Annotated in this window: 17 protein-coding genes and 1 pseudogene; 10 read left to right on the top strand and 8 right to left on the bottom strand. The window is 70.3% G+C overall.

The features are described from left to right. The first annotated feature begins 79 nt into the window (after positions 1-79). Positions 80-964, top strand: coding sequence for a hypothetical protein (locus ACEY2A_RS00580; RefSeq protein ID WP_374928948.1), 885 nt, complete (start codon positions 80-82; stop codon positions 962-964). 85 nt (positions 965-1,049) lie between these two features. Here the strand turns inward: ACEY2A_RS00580 and ACEY2A_RS00585 are convergent, their stop codons facing one another. Further along, a complete protein-coding gene (locus tag ACEY2A_RS00585) occupies positions 1,050-1,589 on the bottom strand; it encodes a helix-turn-helix domain-containing protein (protein ID WP_374928949.1) in 540 nt (179 codons plus the stop codon). A 266-nt stretch (positions 1,590-1,855) separates the two neighbouring features. On the opposite strand from ACEY2A_RS00585, the gene rplM reads away from it, so the two are divergent. The 3 genes from rplM (at position 1,856) to glmM (ending at position 4,375) form a co-directional block, all read left to right on the top strand. Further along, positions 1,856-2,305 carry a 50S ribosomal protein L13 gene (rplM, locus tag ACEY2A_RS00590; protein ID WP_374928950.1) on the top strand — a complete coding sequence of 150 codons (450 nt, stop codon included), beginning with the start codon at positions 1,856-1,858 and terminating at the stop codon, positions 2,303-2,305. A gap of 41 nt (positions 2,306-2,346) precedes the next feature. Continuing rightward, on the top strand, positions 2,347-2,859 hold the full coding sequence (gene rpsI, locus ACEY2A_RS00595) for a 30S ribosomal protein S9 (RefSeq protein ID WP_374928951.1): 513 nt from the start codon (positions 2,347-2,349) through the stop codon (positions 2,857-2,859). A gap of 124 nt (positions 2,860-2,983) precedes the next feature. Beyond that, positions 2,984-4,375 carry a phosphoglucosamine mutase gene (gene glmM / locus ACEY2A_RS00600; protein ID WP_374928952.1) on the top strand — a complete coding sequence of 464 codons (1,392 nt, stop codon included), beginning with the start codon at positions 2,984-2,986 and terminating at the stop codon, positions 4,373-4,375. 51 nt (positions 4,376-4,426) lie between these two features. Here the strand turns inward: glmM and ACEY2A_RS00605 are convergent, their stop codons facing one another. Next, entirely contained in the window at positions 4,427-5,041 is a 615-nt protein-coding gene (locus ACEY2A_RS00605; RefSeq protein WP_374928953.1) for a carbonic anhydrase, read from the bottom strand. A gap of 267 nt (positions 5,042-5,308) precedes the next feature. Between ACEY2A_RS00605 and ACEY2A_RS00610 the strand changes: the two genes are divergently transcribed. From ACEY2A_RS00610 to ACEY2A_RS00625, 4 genes are read left to right on the top strand one after another with little or no spacing between them, the layout of a single operon-like run. Further along, complete coding sequence (locus ACEY2A_RS00610) at positions 5,309-6,619, top strand: extracellular solute-binding protein (RefSeq protein WP_374928954.1); 1,311 nt, start codon at positions 5,309-5,311, stop codon at positions 6,617-6,619. Continuing rightward, the gene (locus tag ACEY2A_RS00615; RefSeq protein WP_374928955.1) at positions 6,616-7,572 is read left to right on the top strand and encodes a carbohydrate ABC transporter permease; all 957 of its coding nucleotides are present in this window, start codon (positions 6,616-6,618) and stop codon (positions 7,570-7,572) included. Before ACEY2A_RS00610 ends, ACEY2A_RS00615 begins: the two co-directional genes overlap by 4 nt. A gap of 6 nt (positions 7,573-7,578) precedes the next feature. Beyond that, entirely contained in the window at positions 7,579-8,448 is an 870-nt protein-coding gene (locus ACEY2A_RS00620; RefSeq protein WP_374928956.1) for a carbohydrate ABC transporter permease, read from the top strand. 45 nt (positions 8,449-8,493) lie between these two features. Further along, positions 8,494-9,780, top strand: a complete 1,287-nt coding sequence (locus ACEY2A_RS00625) for an ABC transporter ATP-binding protein (RefSeq protein WP_374928957.1) — start codon at positions 8,494-8,496, stop codon at positions 9,778-9,780. A gap of 31 nt (positions 9,781-9,811) precedes the next feature. On the opposite strand, the gene ACEY2A_RS00630 is transcribed toward ACEY2A_RS00625, so the two are convergent. The 4 genes and pseudogenes from ACEY2A_RS00630 to glpX all read right to left on the bottom strand — a co-directional run bounded on the left by ACEY2A_RS00630 (position 9,812) and on the right by glpX (position 13,061). Continuing rightward, positions 9,812-10,045, bottom strand: coding sequence for a PfkB family carbohydrate kinase (locus tag ACEY2A_RS00630; RefSeq protein WP_374928958.1), 234 nt, complete (start codon positions 10,043-10,045; stop codon positions 9,812-9,814). A gap of 42 nt (positions 10,046-10,087) precedes the next feature. Beyond that, positions 10,088-11,256, bottom strand: a pseudogene (locus tag ACEY2A_RS00635) (IS3 family transposase). Between the two features lie 57 nt (positions 11,257-11,313). Continuing rightward, the gene (locus ACEY2A_RS00640; RefSeq protein ID WP_374928959.1) at positions 11,314-12,078 is read right to left on the bottom strand and encodes a PfkB family carbohydrate kinase; all 765 of its coding nucleotides are present in this window, start codon (positions 12,076-12,078) and stop codon (positions 11,314-11,316) included. Continuing rightward, complete coding sequence (gene glpX, locus ACEY2A_RS00645; protein WP_374928960.1) at positions 12,075-13,061, bottom strand: class II fructose-bisphosphatase; 987 nt, start codon at positions 13,059-13,061, stop codon at positions 12,075-12,077. The genes ACEY2A_RS00640 and glpX overlap by 4 nt, the downstream gene beginning before the upstream one ends. A gap of 88 nt (positions 13,062-13,149) precedes the next feature. On the opposite strand from glpX, the gene ACEY2A_RS00650 reads away from it, so the two are divergent. Further along, a complete protein-coding gene (locus tag ACEY2A_RS00650; protein WP_374928961.1) occupies positions 13,150-13,779 on the top strand; it encodes a DUF4245 domain-containing protein in 630 nt (209 codons plus the stop codon). Here the strand turns inward: ACEY2A_RS00650 and ACEY2A_RS00655 are convergent. Together ACEY2A_RS00655 and xseA are read right to left on the bottom strand one after the other, a co-directional pair. Continuing rightward, positions 13,768-14,100 carry an exodeoxyribonuclease VII small subunit gene (locus tag ACEY2A_RS00655; protein ID WP_374928962.1) on the bottom strand — a complete coding sequence of 111 codons (333 nt, stop codon included), beginning with the start codon at positions 14,098-14,100 and terminating at the stop codon, positions 13,768-13,770. The genes ACEY2A_RS00650 and ACEY2A_RS00655 overlap by 12 nt on opposite strands. An 82-nt stretch (positions 14,101-14,182) precedes the next feature. Then, complete coding sequence (gene xseA, locus ACEY2A_RS00660) at positions 14,183-15,424, bottom strand: exodeoxyribonuclease VII large subunit (RefSeq protein WP_374928963.1); 1,242 nt, start codon at positions 15,422-15,424, stop codon at positions 14,183-14,185. A 96-nt stretch (positions 15,425-15,520) separates the two neighbouring features. On the opposite strand from xseA, the gene ACEY2A_RS00665 reads away from it, so the two are divergent. Further along, a complete protein-coding gene (locus ACEY2A_RS00665; RefSeq protein ID WP_374928964.1) occupies positions 15,521-16,540 on the top strand; it encodes a 4-hydroxy-3-methylbut-2-enyl diphosphate reductase in 1,020 nt (339 codons plus the stop codon). Positions 16,541-16,568 lie beyond the last annotated feature (28 nt).

The following is a 16,568-nucleotide window of genomic DNA, read 5'->3' on the forward strand; positions in this document are numbered from 1 at the left end:
GCATCACACGCCGTGGGTCTCGGCCTGATACGACGGGCCGTCGTAGAATTTTGCGACGTTCTCCCAGAAAGGTTCTTGCATGTCCGCACCCTCCCGTCGGTCCCTCGTCAAGGGCGCCGCGTGGTCAGCCCCAGCAGTGGTCCTCGCGTCAAGCGTCCCCGCGCTCGCAGCCTCTGTCACCTGCGACCCCACGGCCCTGCAGGCGGCGGTCGACAAGGCGTTCGCGGACGCGCGCCAGCGGTTGGTCAACCAGGCGGGACCGCTGACCATCAACTTCTATCAGGTGGTCCAGTCCGGGAACGGGTTCCTGGGCACCGCCTACACCAACCTCCGCAACGACGGCGCGACGCCGATCGAGATGGTCGACATGCAGGGGAACCCGGTCCGTTTCCGGATCGACTTCGTCCACACCTCCGGGCCGCTGGACACTCGCCGCAGCAAGAACCTCATCACCAGCTGGGGCTCCACGGCTCGCCAACCCGACTGGTACTCGACCCCGCGTGTGGGAACTCCCGGGACGGAGACGCACCTCTGGACCCCGACCGGGACCATCACGCCCACTGGTGGTTCTGGCGAGGCGGATCTCGCCATGAACTTCGGTGACGGTGCCACCTTCGGCGGCCGCATCGTCGAGAAGGTGGTTGTCACCCCGTTGGCACAGCCCACCTCGATCATCCGGTACACGAGCACGAACGCACCCGGCATCGGTGCGGTCGTGCCCCCCGCCGGATGTGCCGCGACCGACGTCCAGCCCGTCTATGACGCCGCCCTCGCGGCGTGGGTCCGGCGAGGGCAGGAGCGCGTGGCCGTTCCACTCGCAGTGGCGGGCCCCGCCGTGACGGGCACCGTGCCTCCCAACTCCGAGAACAACCAGCAGGTTGCTCCGGTCGCCGTGGACCAAGCCGTGGACTCCTTCGTGGTCAAGGACGGTCGTACGGCTGGAGCCGGTGACGGTCTCTTCTGATCGGATCTGAGTCCCGAGGGCGGGGATCTGTCGACCTGCTCGACCGGTCCCCGTCCTCTTCGTGCGGCTCGCCGGCCGCTGGTGGTCAGTCGTCGCTGACCGGGAGCAGCGCCGTCCACGCCACCACCCGCTGCGCCCCGGGGGTGCCCTGCCCGATGCGGCGGTAGCGGGCGAGCACCGCATCGAGCTCCGCGCGCAGCGCCACGGCCTGGTCGGCACTCACGAGCACCGCGTCGTCGCGCAGTCCCGTGGCTGCCTGCCAGGTGGGGTCCTCGGGTGCGGCGTCCACGTGCGTGTGGGCGCGCTTGGCCATGAGGTCCACCAGGTCGTGGTCGAGCCAGGTGGCCAGGGCCGACTCGGTCTCGTCCACCTCGGTGGTCACGGCCCACGAGTCCTGCACCGCCGACCAGACGCGCCGCCTGCCGGGTCCATTCTGTGCCGTGACGAAACCCGCCCCGCCCAGGGCGCGCAGGTGGTAGCTGGTCACCCCGGTGTTCGTGTCCAGGCGCCGCGCCAGATCCGCCGAGGTCGCCGGGCCGTGCAGCCGCAGCTCGGCGACGATGCGGGTGCGCATCGGGTGGGCGAGGGCGCGGGAGTCGGCACGGCCACCGGTGGGAGTCGACATGTGTGCACAATACCTGTGCACACAACATGTGCACACGACTGCTGCCCAACCCCGACAGCGCCCGGAATCCGCATCGTTCCGGGGAGTTGCGGCACCCCATCCGCGACTTGGAGCCACCCGGCGGAGCCCGTAGAATTGGTCGTCGGCGCTGTGCCGGATGCGCACTCCACGACGCTGTCCGCCACCTGCGGGTGTGCGGGACCCACTGTGGAACGGCCCTCCGTCAGCGCGCGACCCCCTGTACGACCCTCGAGAAAGTGCGATTCATGCGTACCCACACCCCGAAGCAGGCGGAGATCCTGGACGGCCGCACCTGGCACGTCATCGACGCCACCGACGTGGTGCTCGGCCGCCTCGCGAGCCACACCGCAGCTCTGCTGCGCGGCAAGCACAAGGCCAACTTCGCGCCCCACGTCGACACCGGCGACTTCGTCATCATCATCAACGCCGAGAAGGTCGCCCTGACCGGCGCCAAGCTCGCCCAGAAGCGTGCCTACCGCCACTCCGGTTTCCCGGGTGGTCTGCGCTCGGAGACCTACGCCGAGATGCTGGAGAAGCACCCCACCCGTGCGGTGGAGAAGGCCGTTCGCGGCATGCTCCCCAAGAACCGCCTGGGCCGTCAGCAGATCGCCAAGCTGAAGGTCTACGCCGGCGCGGAGCACCCCCACGCCGCGCAGCAGCCCCAGCCCTTCGAGATCACCCAGGTTGCGCAGTAAGGCCACGGGCCCTGCGCTGACGAGACACCAAGGAGAAACCCGTGGCTGAGAACACCACCGACTTCACCGACGTCGAGGGCGACGAGACCCCCATGACGTCCTACACCTCCGAGTCCGCCCCGGTGGCCGAGGAGCAGGGTGACGCCGAGCGTCGCCCGATGGCCTCCGGCCCCGGCGCCGGTCTGGGGCGCCGCAAGCAGGCCGTGGCCCGCGTGCGCCTGGTGCCGGGCTCCGGCACCTGGACCATCAACGGTCTGCCGCTGGAGGAGTACTTCCCCAACAAGCTGCACCAGCAGGAGGTCAACGACCCGCTGTCGCTGCTGGAGCTCAAGGACCAGTTCGACGTGATGGTCCGCGTCCACGGTGGCGGCAAGTCCGGTCAGGCCGGCGCCGTGCGCCTGGGCGTCGCCCGTGCCCTGAACGAGATCGACTCCGAGCTCAACCGCCCGGCCCTCAAGAAGGCTGGCTTCCTCACGCGTGACCCGCGTGCGATCGAGCGCAAGAAGGCCGGTCTCAAGAAGGCCCGCAAGGCCTCGCAGTTCAGCAAGCGCTGATCTCACCTGCTGTACCCGAAGGGCCCTCGCCGGTTGGCGGGGGCCCTTCGGCGTCCCCGGGGTGTGAAGGCCGCCACGCCCGGATGCGGGGGAGCAGGCCGTGTGCGTCGGTACAGTGCCCGTTATGCCTCGACTCTTTGGAACGGACGGCGCCCGTGGCCTCGCCAACGCCGACATCACGCCCGAGCTCGCCCTGGGCCTGTCGCTCTCCGCGGCGCGGGAGATCCTCAGCCAGGAGGACGGCCCGAGTCCGGCCGCGATGACCACCCACCCGTCGGAGGACCCGGAGCGCACCACGCGCCCGCACGCCATCGTGGGCCGCGACCCCCGCGCCAGTGGTGAGTTCCTCAGCGCCGCCACCGTGGCCGGCCTGGCCTCCGCGGGCCTGGATGTCTACGACGCCGGGGTGCTGCCCACGCCTGCCATCGCCTTCCTCACCAAGACCACGCACGCCTGCCTGGGGGCCATGCTCTCGGCCTCGCACAACCCCATGCCGGACAACGGCATCAAGTTCTTCGCCGAGGGCGGGTACAAGCTCCCCGACGAGCTGGAGGACCGCATCGAGGCGGGCATGGACGAGGACTGGGAGCGCCCCACCGGCGCCGAGGTCGGCCGCGTCTTCACCTACGACCGCGGGGCCGACGCCTACGTGGAGCACCTGCTCGACGCCCTGCCCAACCGCCTGGACGGCCTGCACGTCGTCATCGATGCGGCCAACGGTGCGGCCAGTGAGGTGGGCTCGCGCGCCTTCCGTGAGGCGGGCGCCAAGGTGACCGTCATCGGCAATGACCCGGACGGGCTCAACATCAACGACGGGTGCGGATCCACCCACCTCGGTCCGCTGCAGTCCGCCGTCCCGTCCTACGGGGCGGACTTCGGCGTGGCCTTCGACGGTGACGCCGATCGGTGTCTCGCCGTGGACGCCGAGGGCAACGAGGTCACCGGCGACCAGGTGATGGCGTTGCTGGCGCTCGCGCTGAAGGACCGCGGCGCCCTGGCCAACGACACGCTCGTGGCCACGGTCATGTCCAACCAGGGCCTCGTGCAGGCCATGGAGGCCGCCGGCATCACCGTGATCCGCTCGAAGGTGGGCGACCGCTACGTACTGGAGGACATGCGCGCCGGCGGCCACACCCTCGGCGGCGAGCAGTCCGGCCACGTGATCATGCTGGACCACGGCACCACGGGCGACGGCGTGCTGACCGGCCTGATGCTGGCCGCCCGCGTCGCCGAGACCGGTCGCTCCCTGGCCGAGCTCGCGCGCTGCATGGAGCTGCTGCCGCAGCAGCTGATCAACGTCAAGGACGTGGACAAGGAGCGCCTCGAGGGAGACGCTGCCGTGGCGCGCGCCGTGGCCGAGGTGGAGGCGGAGCTCGGGGACGGCGGGCGGGTGCTGCTGCGCAAGTCCGGCACCGAGCCCGTGGTGCGCGTCATGGTGGAGGCCCCCACGGCGGACATCGCGGCCGCCAAGGCGGAGCAGCTCGCCGACGTCGTGCGTCAGTCGCTCGCGCTCTGACCCGATGGGGTGAGCCACCGGGCGGGGGCGTCTCACCCCATCGAGGGGTTCTCAGAGGCCGCGGCGGGCGACCTCGCGGATGGTGCCGTTGGCCAGGTCGTAGGCGGCGCCCACGATGCCCAACGTGCCGTCCTCCAGTCGCTCGCCGATGAGGCGGGAGCGCTCCGGAAGCAGGTCGACCGTCGCCGCCACGTGGTGCTCCATCACGCCCCGGGCGTCGGTGACACCGGCACGGTGGGCCATCAGCACGCTGGGGGTCACCTTCTGCACCACGTCCGACAGGTGGCCCGGGGGCAGGGAGCCGGTGGCGTGCGCGTCCAGGGCGGAGCTGACGGCACCGCAGGAGTCGTGGCCGAGCACCACGATGAGGGGGATGCCCAGCACGTGGCTGCCGAACTCCAGGGTGCCCAGCACCGCGGAGTCCATCACCTGGCCGGCCGTCCGGGTGACGAACAGGTCGCCGATCCCGCGGTCGAAGATCATCTCGGCGGCCACGCGGGAGTCGGCGCACCCGAAGACGGTGGCGAAGGGGGCCTGGCCCTCGGTCTGGGTGGCGCGCCGCGCGGCGTCCTGGTTGGGGTGCTGCGGGGCGTCGTCCACGAAGCGGGCGTTGCCCTCCAGCATCGTGGCCCACGCCGCGGCGGGGGTGGAGGAGTCGTTCTGCATGGGGTCATCCCACCACGCCGGGGCCCCTGCAGGGTGCGCCACCGGGGCGCTCCACCGGCCATCGCGGAGGCGCCCGCGGGCGCCAGGTCTCAATTCGGTAACTGTGCGCTGGGGGAGGGGGCACCGCCCGGAGCCGTGCATAAGGTGAGGCCGAGGAGCGCGCGAGGATCATGTGACAGCGCGTGTTCCGCCCCGCGGCAGGGGTGACCCCATGGTCCGGTGCGAACACCTGACCAGCCTCGGGCCCTGCATCGAGAGGAGAGTCGCATGGGACGGCGCAGCACACAGGCGCGACTGGTCACGGGCGTCGCACTGGGCGCCCTGGTCGTCACCGGGTGCGGGGGGTCGGACGAACCCGCTGACGGGACCAAGGAACTGACCTGGTACATCAACCCCGACGGCGGCGGCAACAACCCCAACGGCGGGGGGCAGGCCCAGATCGCCCGGCAGTGCTCGGAGGCGTCCAACGGTGCCTACAGGATCCGCACCGAGCTGCTGCCGAACAGCGCCAGCGACCAGCGCGTGCAGCTGCTGCGCCGCGTGGCGGCCGCCGACCCGGGCGTCGACATCATGAGCATGGACCCGGTCTTCGTGGCCGAGTTCGCGAACGCCGGCTACCTGGCCGACGTGCCGCAGGAGCTCGAGGACGAGTTCACCGAGGACCGTGTGGAGTCCGCCATCGAGGCCTCCACCTGGCAGGGGGAGCTCGTGGCCGTTCCCTTCTGGGCCAACACGCAGGTGCTCTGGTACCGCAAGTCCGTGGCCGAGGCCGCCGGGCTGGACATGAGCAAGCCCGTCACCTGGGACCAGATCACCGAGGCCGCAGCCAGCCAGGACAAGGCCATCGGCATCCAGGCGATGCCCTACGAGGGCTACGCGGTCTGGATCAACGCGCTGATCGCCGGCGCCGGCGGTGAGATCGTGAAGAACCCCGGGGCGAACGCGGACGAGACCGAGCTCGGCATCGACAGCGAGGCCGGGCGCAAGGCCGCCGAGATCATCCAGAAGATCTCGAGCACCGGAACCGGTGGTCCCGCCATGGGCACCACGGACGAGACGGTGGCACTGAACACCTTCCAGGCCCCCGACAGCTCCGCCTTCATGGTCAACTGGCCGTACGTGTGGGCCGCCTTCCCCGCGAACGGGGTGAAGTTCATCGACGACATCGGCTGGACGCGATTCCCCGCCACGGTTGAGGGGGAGGAGAGCGCCCCGCCCTTCGGCGGCATCGAGCTGGGGGTGAACGCCGGCAGCGACGCCCCGCAGGAGTCCTACGAGGCCATCCGGTGCATCACCAACCTGGAGCACCAGACGATGTACATGAAGAACATCGGCAACCCGGCCACGCGCAACAAGGTGTTCGACGACCCGGAGATCAAGGAGCAGTTCCCGATGGCGGGTCTCATCCGCGAGTCCCTGGACTCCGCGGTTCCGCGTCCGCAGAGCCAGTTCTACAGCGACATCTCCACCGGGCTGCAGCGTTCCTTCAGCCCGCCCAACGAGGTGGACCCTGACAGCACGCCCAAGCAGGCCCAGGAATTCCTCCTGGCCGTGATCCGAGGGGAGAAGCTGCTGTGAGCACCGCACTCGACACCACCGACGAGCCACAGGGCACCACGCCCGCCGCGAAGCGACGGATCAGCGACCGGGCGCGGGGCGAGCGCAACCTGGGCTGGATGCTCAGCGCTCCCGCGTTCCTCATCATGATCGGGGTCACGCTCTTCCCCATCCTGTACGCCCTGTACAACTCGCTCTTCCGGTTCCGCCTCACGGACCCTGACAGCAAGGCGTTCGTGGGCCTGAACAACTACGTGACCGCCCTCTCGGACGGCTACTGGTGGCAGGCCACCGGCGTCACCGCCCTCATCACGGTCATCACCGTGGTGGTGGAGCTGGTGCTGGGCTTCGGCATCGCACTGCTCATGCACCGGGTGGTGCTCCCGCGGCGCACGCTGCGCACCATCGTGCTGATCCCGTACTCGATCATCACCGTGGTCTCCGCCTACGCCTGGCTGTACGCCTTCCGCGTGGACACCGGCTTCGTGAACAACTGGGCCAACACGCTCACCTTCGGGGTCCTCGGCGACGACTTCAACTGGTTCGGCTCCTTCTGGCCGGCGGTCTCCGTGATCTCGATGTCGGAGATCTGGAAGACCACCCCCTTCATGTCGCTGCTGCTGCTGGCCGGCCTGGCCCAGATCGATGGTGCGATGGAGGAGGCGGCCAAGGTGGACGGCGCCAGCTTCTGGCAGCGCCTCACCAAGGTGGTGCTCCCCAACATGAAGGCCGCGGTGATGGTGGCGCTGCTGTTCCGCACCCTCGACGCCTTCCGCATCTTCGACAACCCGTTCATCATGACCGGTGGCGCCAACGACACCTCGACCCTCTCGATGGTGGTCTATCGGCAGACCATCGAACGCATGGACATCGGACTGGGCTCGGCACTCTCGGTGCTGCTGTTCGTCTACGTGGTGATCATCGCGTTCATCTTCGTCAAGGTCTTCAACGTCAACCTGACGGAAGGGAAGTGAGCGGCCATGGCTGACCAGCCGACCTCCACCAAGGGCAAGTGGCCCCTGTTCTTCATCTCCCTGCTGGTGATCGCCTACACCGTGATCCCGCTGCTGTGGATGTTCGCCCTCTCCGTCAAGAGCGAGGCCGCGCAGTCCGACGAGAGCCTCAACACCCTCGGCAACTTCTGGCCCACGGGTGAGGGCTTCACATGGGACAATTACAAGCTGATCCTGACCGGTGACGCCCAGCCGCTGTTCGTGCCGGCGCTGATCAACTCGATCGTCATCTGCCTGCTGGCCACCGTCATCTCGGTGGCGCTGGCCACCCTGTGTGCCTACGCCATCAGCCGCCTGAAGTTCCCCGGCAAGGGCGTGATCCTGTTCACCGCCCTGACGGTCAGCTTCTTCCCGGTGGTCTCGCTGGTGACGCCGATCTTCAACGTGTGGCGCACCATCGGGCTGTTCGACACCATCCCCGGCCTGGTCATCCCCTACCTGTCGCTGACGCTGCCGCTGGCCATCTGGACCCTGACGGCCTTCTTCCAGCAGATCCCGTGGGAGATGGAGCAGGCGGCCCAGGTGGACGGCGCCACCAGTTGGCAGGCCTTCCGCAAGGTGATCGTGCCGCTGGCCCTGCCGGGCGTGTTCACCACCGCCATCATCGTGTTCTTCACCGCGTGGAACGACTTCGTGTTCGCGGTGTCGTTGACCAGTGAGCAGGCTCGCACCGTGCCCGCCGCGCTGGCCTTCTTCACCGGCGCGAGCCAGTTCCAGCAGCCGACCGGCGCCATCGCAGCGGCCTCGGTCATCGTCACCATCCCGGTGGTCATCCTGGTGTTGCTCTTCCAGCGCCAGATCGTCGCCGGCCTCACCTCGGGAGCCGTCAAGGGCTGACGCCCGCGACGTCCCACGACTGCTTCCGACGCAAGGAGAGTTCTCATGGCTCGCATCACCCTCAAGGACATCGAGAAGACCTACCCCGACGGCTTCCACGCGGTGAAGGGCGTCGACCTGGACATCGCGGACGGCGAGTTCGTGATCCTGGTGGGCCCCTCGGGTTCCGGAAAGTCCACGCTGCTGCGCATGATCGTGGGGCTGGAGGACATCACCGGCGGTGAGCTCACCATCGGCGAGAAGGTCGTGAACGACCTGGCGCCGAAGGACCGCAACCTGGCGATGGTCTTCCAGAACTACGCGCTGTACCCGCACATGTCGGTGTTCGAGAACATCGCCTTCCCGCTGCGCCTGGCGAAGGGGGCGATGTCCAACGACGAGATCACCCGCCGGGTGCACGAGGCGGCGGACATGCTGGAGCTCGGCGAGCACCTCGACCGCAAGCCCGGCAACCTCTCCGGTGGTCAGCGCCAGCGTGTCGCGATGGGGCGTGCGATCGTCCGCAACGCGGAGGCCTTCCTCTTCGACGAGCCGCTGTCCAACCTGGACGCCAAGCTGCGTGGACAGATGCGCACCGAGATCGCGCGCATGCAGCGCCGTCTGGGCATCACGACGGTCTACGTGACGCACGACCAGACCGAGGCCATGACCCTGGGCGACCGGGTGGCGGTGCTCAAGAAGGGCGTGCTGCAGCAGGTGGCCTCGCCGCGCGAGCTCTACGAGCAGCCGGTGAACCTGTTCGTGGCCGGGTTCATCGGCTCACCGCCCATGAACTTCGTGCCCGCCCGGGTGAACGGCGACAAGCTGGAGCTGCCCTTCACCACGGTGCCGATGGCGCCCGTCCTCGCCAAGCGCGTGGCCGGCAAGGACATCGTCATCTGCGGTATCCGTCCGGAGCACTTCAAGGACACCGCCGCGCCGGACGCGCCGCGGGAGGGTGCCCGCTTCACCGCACCCATCGACCAGACGGAGTGGCTGGGCAACGAGCAGTACGCCTACATCCCCTTCGAGGCCGAGCCGAGCGTGCTGGAGCACCTGGACGAGCTGGAGAAGGAGCTCGACGGCGAGGGTGCGCGCACCCAGCTGGTGGTCAACCTCTCCACGCAGAGCCGCATCGTGGAGGGCGACGACGCCGAACTCATCTTCGACCCGCGGAAGATGCACGTCTTCGACCCCGAGAGCGGCGAGAACTACACCCGCGACGACCAGGTGGCCGCGCAGATCGCCCAGGAGCAGGAGGAGCTGCGCCGCCGGGCCCTGGAGCGCGCTCGGGCCCGCGAAGGCCTCTCGGACCGCGAGGGCGTCTCGGACCGCGAGGGCGCCACCTCCTGAGCCCCCCGCACCGCCTGGCCCCGTCCCCGGGTCAGGCGGTGCGCAGCTCGGCGCGGCTGGGACCGCCGGCGCCGGCGCGCTGCACGGTCCAGGCGCCCGTGGTGAGCCCCCGGGCCACGGCCTCGTGGACGGTGTCCAGACTGTGCCATCCGGGGTGGGAACGTGCGGCCGCAGCACCGGCTCCCGTGCCGAGCAGCCCCGCATCGAGCAGGGCGGAGAGCAGGCCGGCCATGAACGAGTCACCGGCGCCCACGGTGTCGGCCACCGGGACTGCTGCAGGTTTGGTTGACACTTCAGGTTTGGTGTTTCAGGCCGCTTGTGCGGGCCAGTAGATGGTCTCAAACTCGGTCGGGGTGGTCTTGCCCAGGGCTCGCTGGCGCCGCCGGCGGTGGTAGGCCCGCTCGATCCACGTGAAGATGGCTAGCCGCAGTTGCTCCCGGGTGTCCCAGCGACGGCTGTTCAAGACGTTCTTCTGCAACAGCGCGAAGAAGGATTCCATCGCAGCGTTGTCCGCCGAGGAGGCCACACGCCCCATGGACCCGATCAGGCCGTGCCGGTGCAGTGCCGCGACGAAGCGGCGGGAGCGGAACTGGCTGCCCCTGTCGGCGTGGACCACGCACCCGGCGGTGGTGTCGCGGCCCCGGCGGGCGATGGCCATCTCCAGGGCGTCGACGGCCAGCTGGGAGGTCATCCGGTCATTGATGGAGTACCCCACGATCCGCCTGGACCAGACGTCCTTGACAGCGCACAGGTACAACGTGCCCTCACTGGTGGGATGCTCGGTAATGTCGGTCAGCCACAACCGGTTCGGACCCTGAGCGGTGAACTCACGCCGGACCAGGTCGTCGTGGACCGGCGGGCCGGGCTTCTTCCACCGGCCCCGGGTGACCGAGTGCGCTGAGGCGATCTGCCCCTGGTGGCAGATCTTCCACACGCGTCGCTCAGACAGGGCATGGCCGGCCGCGGCGAGTTCGTCAGCGATGAACCGATACCCCAGACCGGGGTCATCGGCGTGGATCTCATAGGCGGCGTTCATCGCGTAGGCATCCACCAGATCCCGGTCGCTGACCGGGTGGGCACACCAGGCGTAGAACGCCTGGGGGGAGAACTTCAACACCCGGCAGGCCACCGTGACGGGGATTCCGTCATCGGCAAGGTCACGGACCAGCGGGAAGGTCATTTTGGGGACTGGCCCAGCTTCAGGTTCGCCTGAGACAGGTACGCCGCTGCTCGGCGTAGGACCTCGTTCTCCTGCTCCAACAGGCGGTTGCGACGCTTCAGGGCACGCACCTCCTCGGACTCGGCCACCGTCACGCCCGGACGGGCGCCGTCCTCGATGTCGGCCTGGCGGAGCCAGTTGCGCAGGGTTGATTCCGAGATCCCGAAGTCTTTCGCCGTCTGCGCGATCGACGCCTCGCCACGACGGGCGACACCGACCACGTCGTCACGGAACTCCTTGGGGTGAGGTGCAGGCATGGCGACATCCTTCCAGCAGGGACCCACGTCCCCACAGATCAGGTGTCAACCAAACCCTCAGCAGTCCCCCTCCACCCGCGGGGCCTCGAGGTCGAGCCACGAGGGGCTGCCCGCCGCATCGCGCCACAGGGCCGAGGCGCCGTGGCCGCCACGGGTGACCACCACCAGCTGCGGCCCCAGGTCCGCCAGGTGTCGGGCGGCGTCCTGCCAGGTCGCCCCGGGGTGGAGCCAGGCCAGGTCCTCGTCGCTGCACTTCACCACGTCCGCCAGGCGCGCGAAGCGCTCGGCCTGGGCGCGCGCGTGCTGCGCCGACCCCATCACGCCGGGGCGGGCGTTGGGGTCGTAGGAGACGGTCTGTGTGCGGCGCAGCTCCTGCAGGTGGTCGTGCAGCGCGTCGGCGCCGGGGGCGAGGACCGCGGCGAGGCTGCCGGTGTGCACGTGGCCCACCGGGCCGTCCGATGCGGGGGAGCCGCCCAGCGTGCGTGCCACGGCTGCCGCGTCGTACTCCCAGGTCAGGTCGAACGTGTACTGCGCTGCCCCGTCTGCATCGAGCCGGGCCTCCGCCGTGGAGGTGCGCTCGGCGGACCAGCTGCTGGGGTCCACGGTCGCGCCCGCGGCCCCGACGGCGGCGGCGATGCGCTCACCGCGTGCGTCGTGCGCGAGGTGGGCCACCAGGGTCGTGGGGTGCCCGAGGCGGGCCAGCCCCATCGCCACGTTGGCGGGGGAGCCACCCACGTGCTCCGCGGGGGCGGACCCGTCGGCGGGGTGCACCACATCGATCAGTGCCTCCCCGACCACCAGCACGCCGCCGGTGGGGGTCACGGGACCTCGGTGACCTTCTGCAGCTGGTGGTGGCCGATGACCTCACGGATGGTGCCCGAGGCCGAGCGCATCACCAGCGAGTGGGTCTCCGCGCCCCCGCCGTGGTAGCGCACGCCGTCGAGCAGCTCGCCGTCGGTGATGCCGGTGGCCACGAAGTAGCAGTCCCCGGTCACGAGCTCCTCGGTGGTGAGCACGCGGCTGAGGTCGTGTCCGGCCTCCTCGGCCTTGGCGCGCTCGGCGTCGTCCTGCGGCCACAGGCGTCCCTGGATGGCGCCGCCCATGCACTTCATGGCACACGCCGCGATGATGCCCTCGGGGGTGCCACCGATGCCCATGAGCATGTCGATGCCGGAGGTGGGGCGGGCGGCCATGATGGCGCCGGCCACGTCACCGTCGGAGATGAAGCGGATGCGGGCGCCTGCCTCGCGGATCTCGGAGACCAGCTGGTCGTGGCGGGGGCGGTCGAGCACCACCACCGTGAGGTCCTCGACCTCCTTGCCCAGCGCCTTGGCCACGTTGCGGACGTTGTCGCCCGTGGAGGCCGCGATGTCGATGGCGTCCTTGGCCTGTGGGCCGACGGCGATCTTCTCCATGTAGAACACGGCGCTGGGGTCGTACATCGCCCCGCGCTGGGCGACGGCCATCACCGAGACGGCGTTCGGCATGCCCTTGGCGGTGAGCGTGGTGCCGTCGATGGGGTCCACGGCCACGTCCACCTCGGCGCCGGCCCCGTCGCCCACGCGCTCACCGTTGTAGAGCATGGGGGCGTTGTCCTTCTCGCCCTCGCCGATGACGACCACGCCGTTCATGGCGACGGTGGAGATCATCTCGCGCATGGCGGCCACGGCCGCACCGTCGGCGGTGTTCTTGTCACCGCGACCCACCCAGCGCCCCGCGGCGATCGAGGCCGACTCGGTGACGCGCACCAGCTCCATGGCCAGGTTGCGGTCAGCGCGCAGGGGGGACGTGGACGTGGTGGTCATGAACTCTCCTGGGACGTCGTCGACCGCGAGTCGGCGGTGACTCGGGGCACGGTGAGCCTAGCGCGTCGACGATGGGAGAATGCGCGGCATGACCGACCCCACCCCCCAGCAGCCTGCCCCCCAGCGACGCCGTGGGATGGGGTCGTGGCGCAGCATGTTCTGGTCGACCGTGATCGTCGTGGGCATCGTGCTGATCTGGGTGGCCATGGTGGCCCGTCCCGACCAGCTCCCCGAGCGCAGCGTGGACGCCGCCGGGCAGACCGTGGCGACCCAGCGTGAGACCCGGCGCGACCTCGTGGAGGCCGTGGACCTGCCGGCCGAGTGGAACGCCACCCACGCCGAGCTGCGCGACGAGGGCCGGGACAAGGTCTGGCACGTCACCTACAGCACCCCGCAGGGCAAGCACCTGAGCCTGGACCAGCGGATCGTGGACGATGAGGGGGAGCGGGGCGGCATCGACGCGTGGGTGGGCGTGAAGACCGGTGAGGCCGAGGACGCGGGCACCCTGGAGACCGACGGCCGCACCTGGGACCTGCGGCTGCGACCGGACCCGGAGCGCCGCTCGGCGGTGCTGACCGAGGCGCCGGACGACACGGCCGTGGTGGTCAGCGGTGACGCGCCCGAGGACGAGCTGCGCACCCTGGTGGAGGCCCTGCGCTTCGACGGCGCCCCGGAGCAGGACGCCGACGGCAGCAGCGCCCCCGCCTCAGCCGGCTGACTGGCCGTCCTCGTCCGAGGCCGCCTCGCCGGTGGTCCCCTGCCGGGCCTCGACCCGCTCGGTGATGCGCTGCTGGGCGGTGTCGAGCCACGTGGCGCAGTGGTCGGCCAACGCCTCGCCGCGCTCCCACAGCTCCATGGACTCCTCCAGCGGGCGCTCGCCCCTCTCGAGCGTGGCCACGATGCCGACCAGCTCCTCGCGGGCCTCCTCGTAGCTCATGTCGGCCACGTCGGCGTTCGCGGCAGGGGCCGGGGTGTCAGTGGCGCTCTCGGCGTCCGGTGCCTGGGTGGTGGCCTCGTCGTCGGCGGGTTGGTCGGTCATGGTCGTCCTCTCTGGGGATGGTCGGTGCGTCGGGATCGTCTGCTGGTTCGGGGTGTGCGCCCAGCGGGTGCCGGGTGGCCGGTCAGCCGCCCACGACGCGGGTGGCGAAGTCACCGTCGGCCACGGTCACGCGGAGCAGCTGGTCGGCCTCCACCTCCTCGCGGGAGGTCACCACGTGCCCCTCGGGCGTGCGCAGCACGGAGTACCCGCGCTCCAGGGTGCCCAGGGGACTGAGGGCCCGCAGGTGGCCGCGGGTGGCGGTGACGCGCTGGTGCTCGGAGACCAGCCGCCGGGTCAGGGCCCGCTCGCCGGCCTCGCGGGCGCGGTCGAGCTCGGCGCGGGGGCGGGTCACCATCACCGTGGGGTCCGCCATCACCGGGCGCTGCACGACCGCCGTCAGGCCCTGCCGCTCCGAGGCCAGGCGTCCGGTCAGGGCACGGCGCAGGCGCTCCCGGCCCTGGGCGACCCCGCGCTCCTCGGCGGCGGCGTCCGGCACCACGAGCTTGGCGGCATCCGTGGGGGTGGAGGCGCGCACGTCGGCCACCAGGTCCAGCAGCGGGGTGTCCACGTCGTGCCCGATGGCGCTCACGGTGGGCACCGGGCAGGCAGCCACGGCCCGGACCATGGCCTCGTTGCTGAAGGGCAGCAGGTCCTCGAAGCTGCCACCGCCGCGGGCGACGACGATGACGTCCACCTGCGGGGTGCGCTGCAGCTCCTCCACCGCAGCGATCACGGCCGTCACCGCCCCGGGACCCTGCACCACCACGTTCTGGATGACGAACTCGGTGGCCGGCCACCGGCGCCGCGCGTTCTCCACCACGTCCTTCTCCGCCGCCGAGTTGCGTCCGCACACCAGACCCACGCGGCGGGGGAGGAAGGGCAGCGCGCGCTTGCGCCCCGCATCGAACACGCCCTCGGCGGCCAGCTGCTTCTTGAGCTGCTCCACGCGGGCGAGCAGTTCGCCCACCCCCACGTGGCGGATGGCACGGCAGGACAAGCTGAGCGACCCGTTCTTGGTGTAGAAGCGCGGTTTGGCCTGCAGGACCACGCGGGCGCCCTGCTGCAACGGGGGCTGGACCCCATCGACCACGCCCAGGGGCGCCATCACCCGCATCGAGAAGTCGGCGTCGGTGTCGCGCAGGGTCATCCAGACCCACCGTGCGCCCTCGCGGCGGGAGATCTCGACCAGCTGGCCCTCCACCCACAGGGCGGACATGCGGTCCACGTACTCGTCGATCTTGCGGGCCAGGGTGCGCAGCGGCCACGGTGCCTCGGCGGTGGTCTGCGCCGCCTTCTGGGGCAGGGAGGTGCTGGGCTGGCTCATGCCCGGAACTCTAGGCGCCCGGGGCCGCCCGGCCAGGGAGGGCCGACCGAGGTGGTGGATGGTCGCCCGTTCAGGGTGGGCACCTAGAATCGAGGTGTGGATACCCAGACGACCCAAGAGACCAAGCGCGTCCTGCTGGCCGCCCCCCGCGGCTACTGCGCCGGCGTCGACCGGGCCGTCGTCACGGTCGAGAAGGCCCTCGAGCTGTACGGCGCACCGGTCTACGTCCGCAAGGAGATCGTGCACAACAAGCACGTGGTGGACACCCTGCGCCGCCGGGGTGCGGTGTTCGTGGACGAGACCGACGAGGTGCCCGAGGGCGCCACGGTCATCTTCTCCGCCCACGGCGTGGCCCCGATCGTGCACGAGGAGGCCAGGGCCCGCAGCCTGAAGTCCATCGACGCGACCTGCCCGCTGGTCACCAAGGTGCACCGCGAGGCCGTGCGCTTCGCCGACGACGACTACGACATCCTGCTGATCGGCCACGAGGGGCACGAGGAGGTCGTCGGAACCACCGGTGAGGCCCCCGAGCACGTGATCCTCGTCGACGGCCCCGAGGGTGTGAAGGACGTGGAGGTGCGCGACCCGGAGAAGGTCGTGTGGCTCTCGCAGACCACCCTGAGCGTGGACGAGACGATGGAGACCGTCCGTCTGCTCCGCGAGAAGTTCCCCTCCCTGCAGGACCCGCCGAGCGACGACATCTGCTACGCGACACAGAACCGCCAGCTGGCCGTGAAGCAGATGGCCCCCGAGCTGGACCTGATGCTCGTGGTGGGCTCGCGCAACTCCTCGAACTCGGTCCGCCTCGTGGAGGTGGCGCTGGAGCACGGGGCCCGGGACGGGTACCTGGTGGACTACGCCGCCGAGCTGCAGGACGAGTGGTTCGAGGGCGTGGAGACCATCGGTGTCTCCTCGGGCGCCTCGGTGCCGGAGATCTTGGTGCGCGACGTGCTGGACGACCTCGCCGCCCGCGGCTACCTCGACGTGGACGTGTTCACCGCGGCCGAGGAGAAGATGCTCTTCCAGCTGCCCGGTGAGCTGCGCCGCGACCTGCGCGCCTCGGGTCTGGACGACACCTCGACCGAGATCCGTCACGATGCGGGGGCTCTTCCCTGAGCCTTTGAGCACCACGAGGGCCGGCAGC

The organism is Kytococcus sedentarius, from assembly GCF_041937525.1.
GTDB classification, from domain to species: domain Bacteria; phylum Actinomycetota; class Actinomycetes; order Actinomycetales; family Dermatophilaceae; genus Kytococcus; species Kytococcus sedentarius_A.

What these genes read in the sequence shown, in the direction of transcription:
- ACEY2A_RS00605 (WP_374928953.1), bottom strand. Translation starts at nt 5,041, where the DNA reads ATGCAGAACGACTCCTCCACCCCCGCCGCGGCGTGGGCCACGATGCTG.
- glmM (WP_374928952.1), top strand. Translation starts at nt 2,984, where the DNA reads ATGCCTCGACTCTTTGGAACGGACGGCGCCCGTGGCCTCGCCAACGCC.
- ACEY2A_RS00580 (WP_374928948.1), top strand. Translation starts at nt 80, where the DNA reads ATGTCCGCACCCTCCCGTCGGTCCCTCGTCAAGGGCGCCGCGTGGTCA.
- xseA (WP_374928963.1), bottom strand. Translation starts at nt 15,424, where the DNA reads ATGAGCCAGCCCAGCACCTCCCTGCCCCAGAAGGCGGCGCAGACCACC.
- ACEY2A_RS00625 (WP_374928957.1), top strand. Translation starts at nt 8,494, where the DNA reads ATGGCTCGCATCACCCTCAAGGACATCGAGAAGACCTACCCCGACGGC.
- ACEY2A_RS00655 (WP_374928962.1), bottom strand. Translation starts at nt 14,100, where the DNA reads ATGACCGACCAACCCGCCGACGACGAGGCCACCACCCAGGCACCGGAC.
- ACEY2A_RS00620 (WP_374928956.1), top strand. Translation starts at nt 7,579, where the DNA reads ATGGCTGACCAGCCGACCTCCACCAAGGGCAAGTGGCCCCTGTTCTTC.
- rplM (WP_374928950.1), top strand. Translation starts at nt 1,856, where the DNA reads ATGCGTACCCACACCCCGAAGCAGGCGGAGATCCTGGACGGCCGCACC.
- glpX (WP_374928960.1), bottom strand. Translation starts at nt 13,061, where the DNA reads ATGACCACCACGTCCACGTCCCCCCTGCGCGCTGACCGCAACCTGGCC.
- ACEY2A_RS00610 (WP_374928954.1), top strand. Translation starts at nt 5,309, where the DNA reads ATGGGACGGCGCAGCACACAGGCGCGACTGGTCACGGGCGTCGCACTG.
- ACEY2A_RS00650 (WP_374928961.1), top strand. Translation starts at nt 13,150, where the DNA reads ATGACCGACCCCACCCCCCAGCAGCCTGCCCCCCAGCGACGCCGTGGG.
- ACEY2A_RS00585 (WP_374928949.1), bottom strand. Translation starts at nt 1,589, where the DNA reads ATGTCGACTCCCACCGGTGGCCGTGCCGACTCCCGCGCCCTCGCCCAC.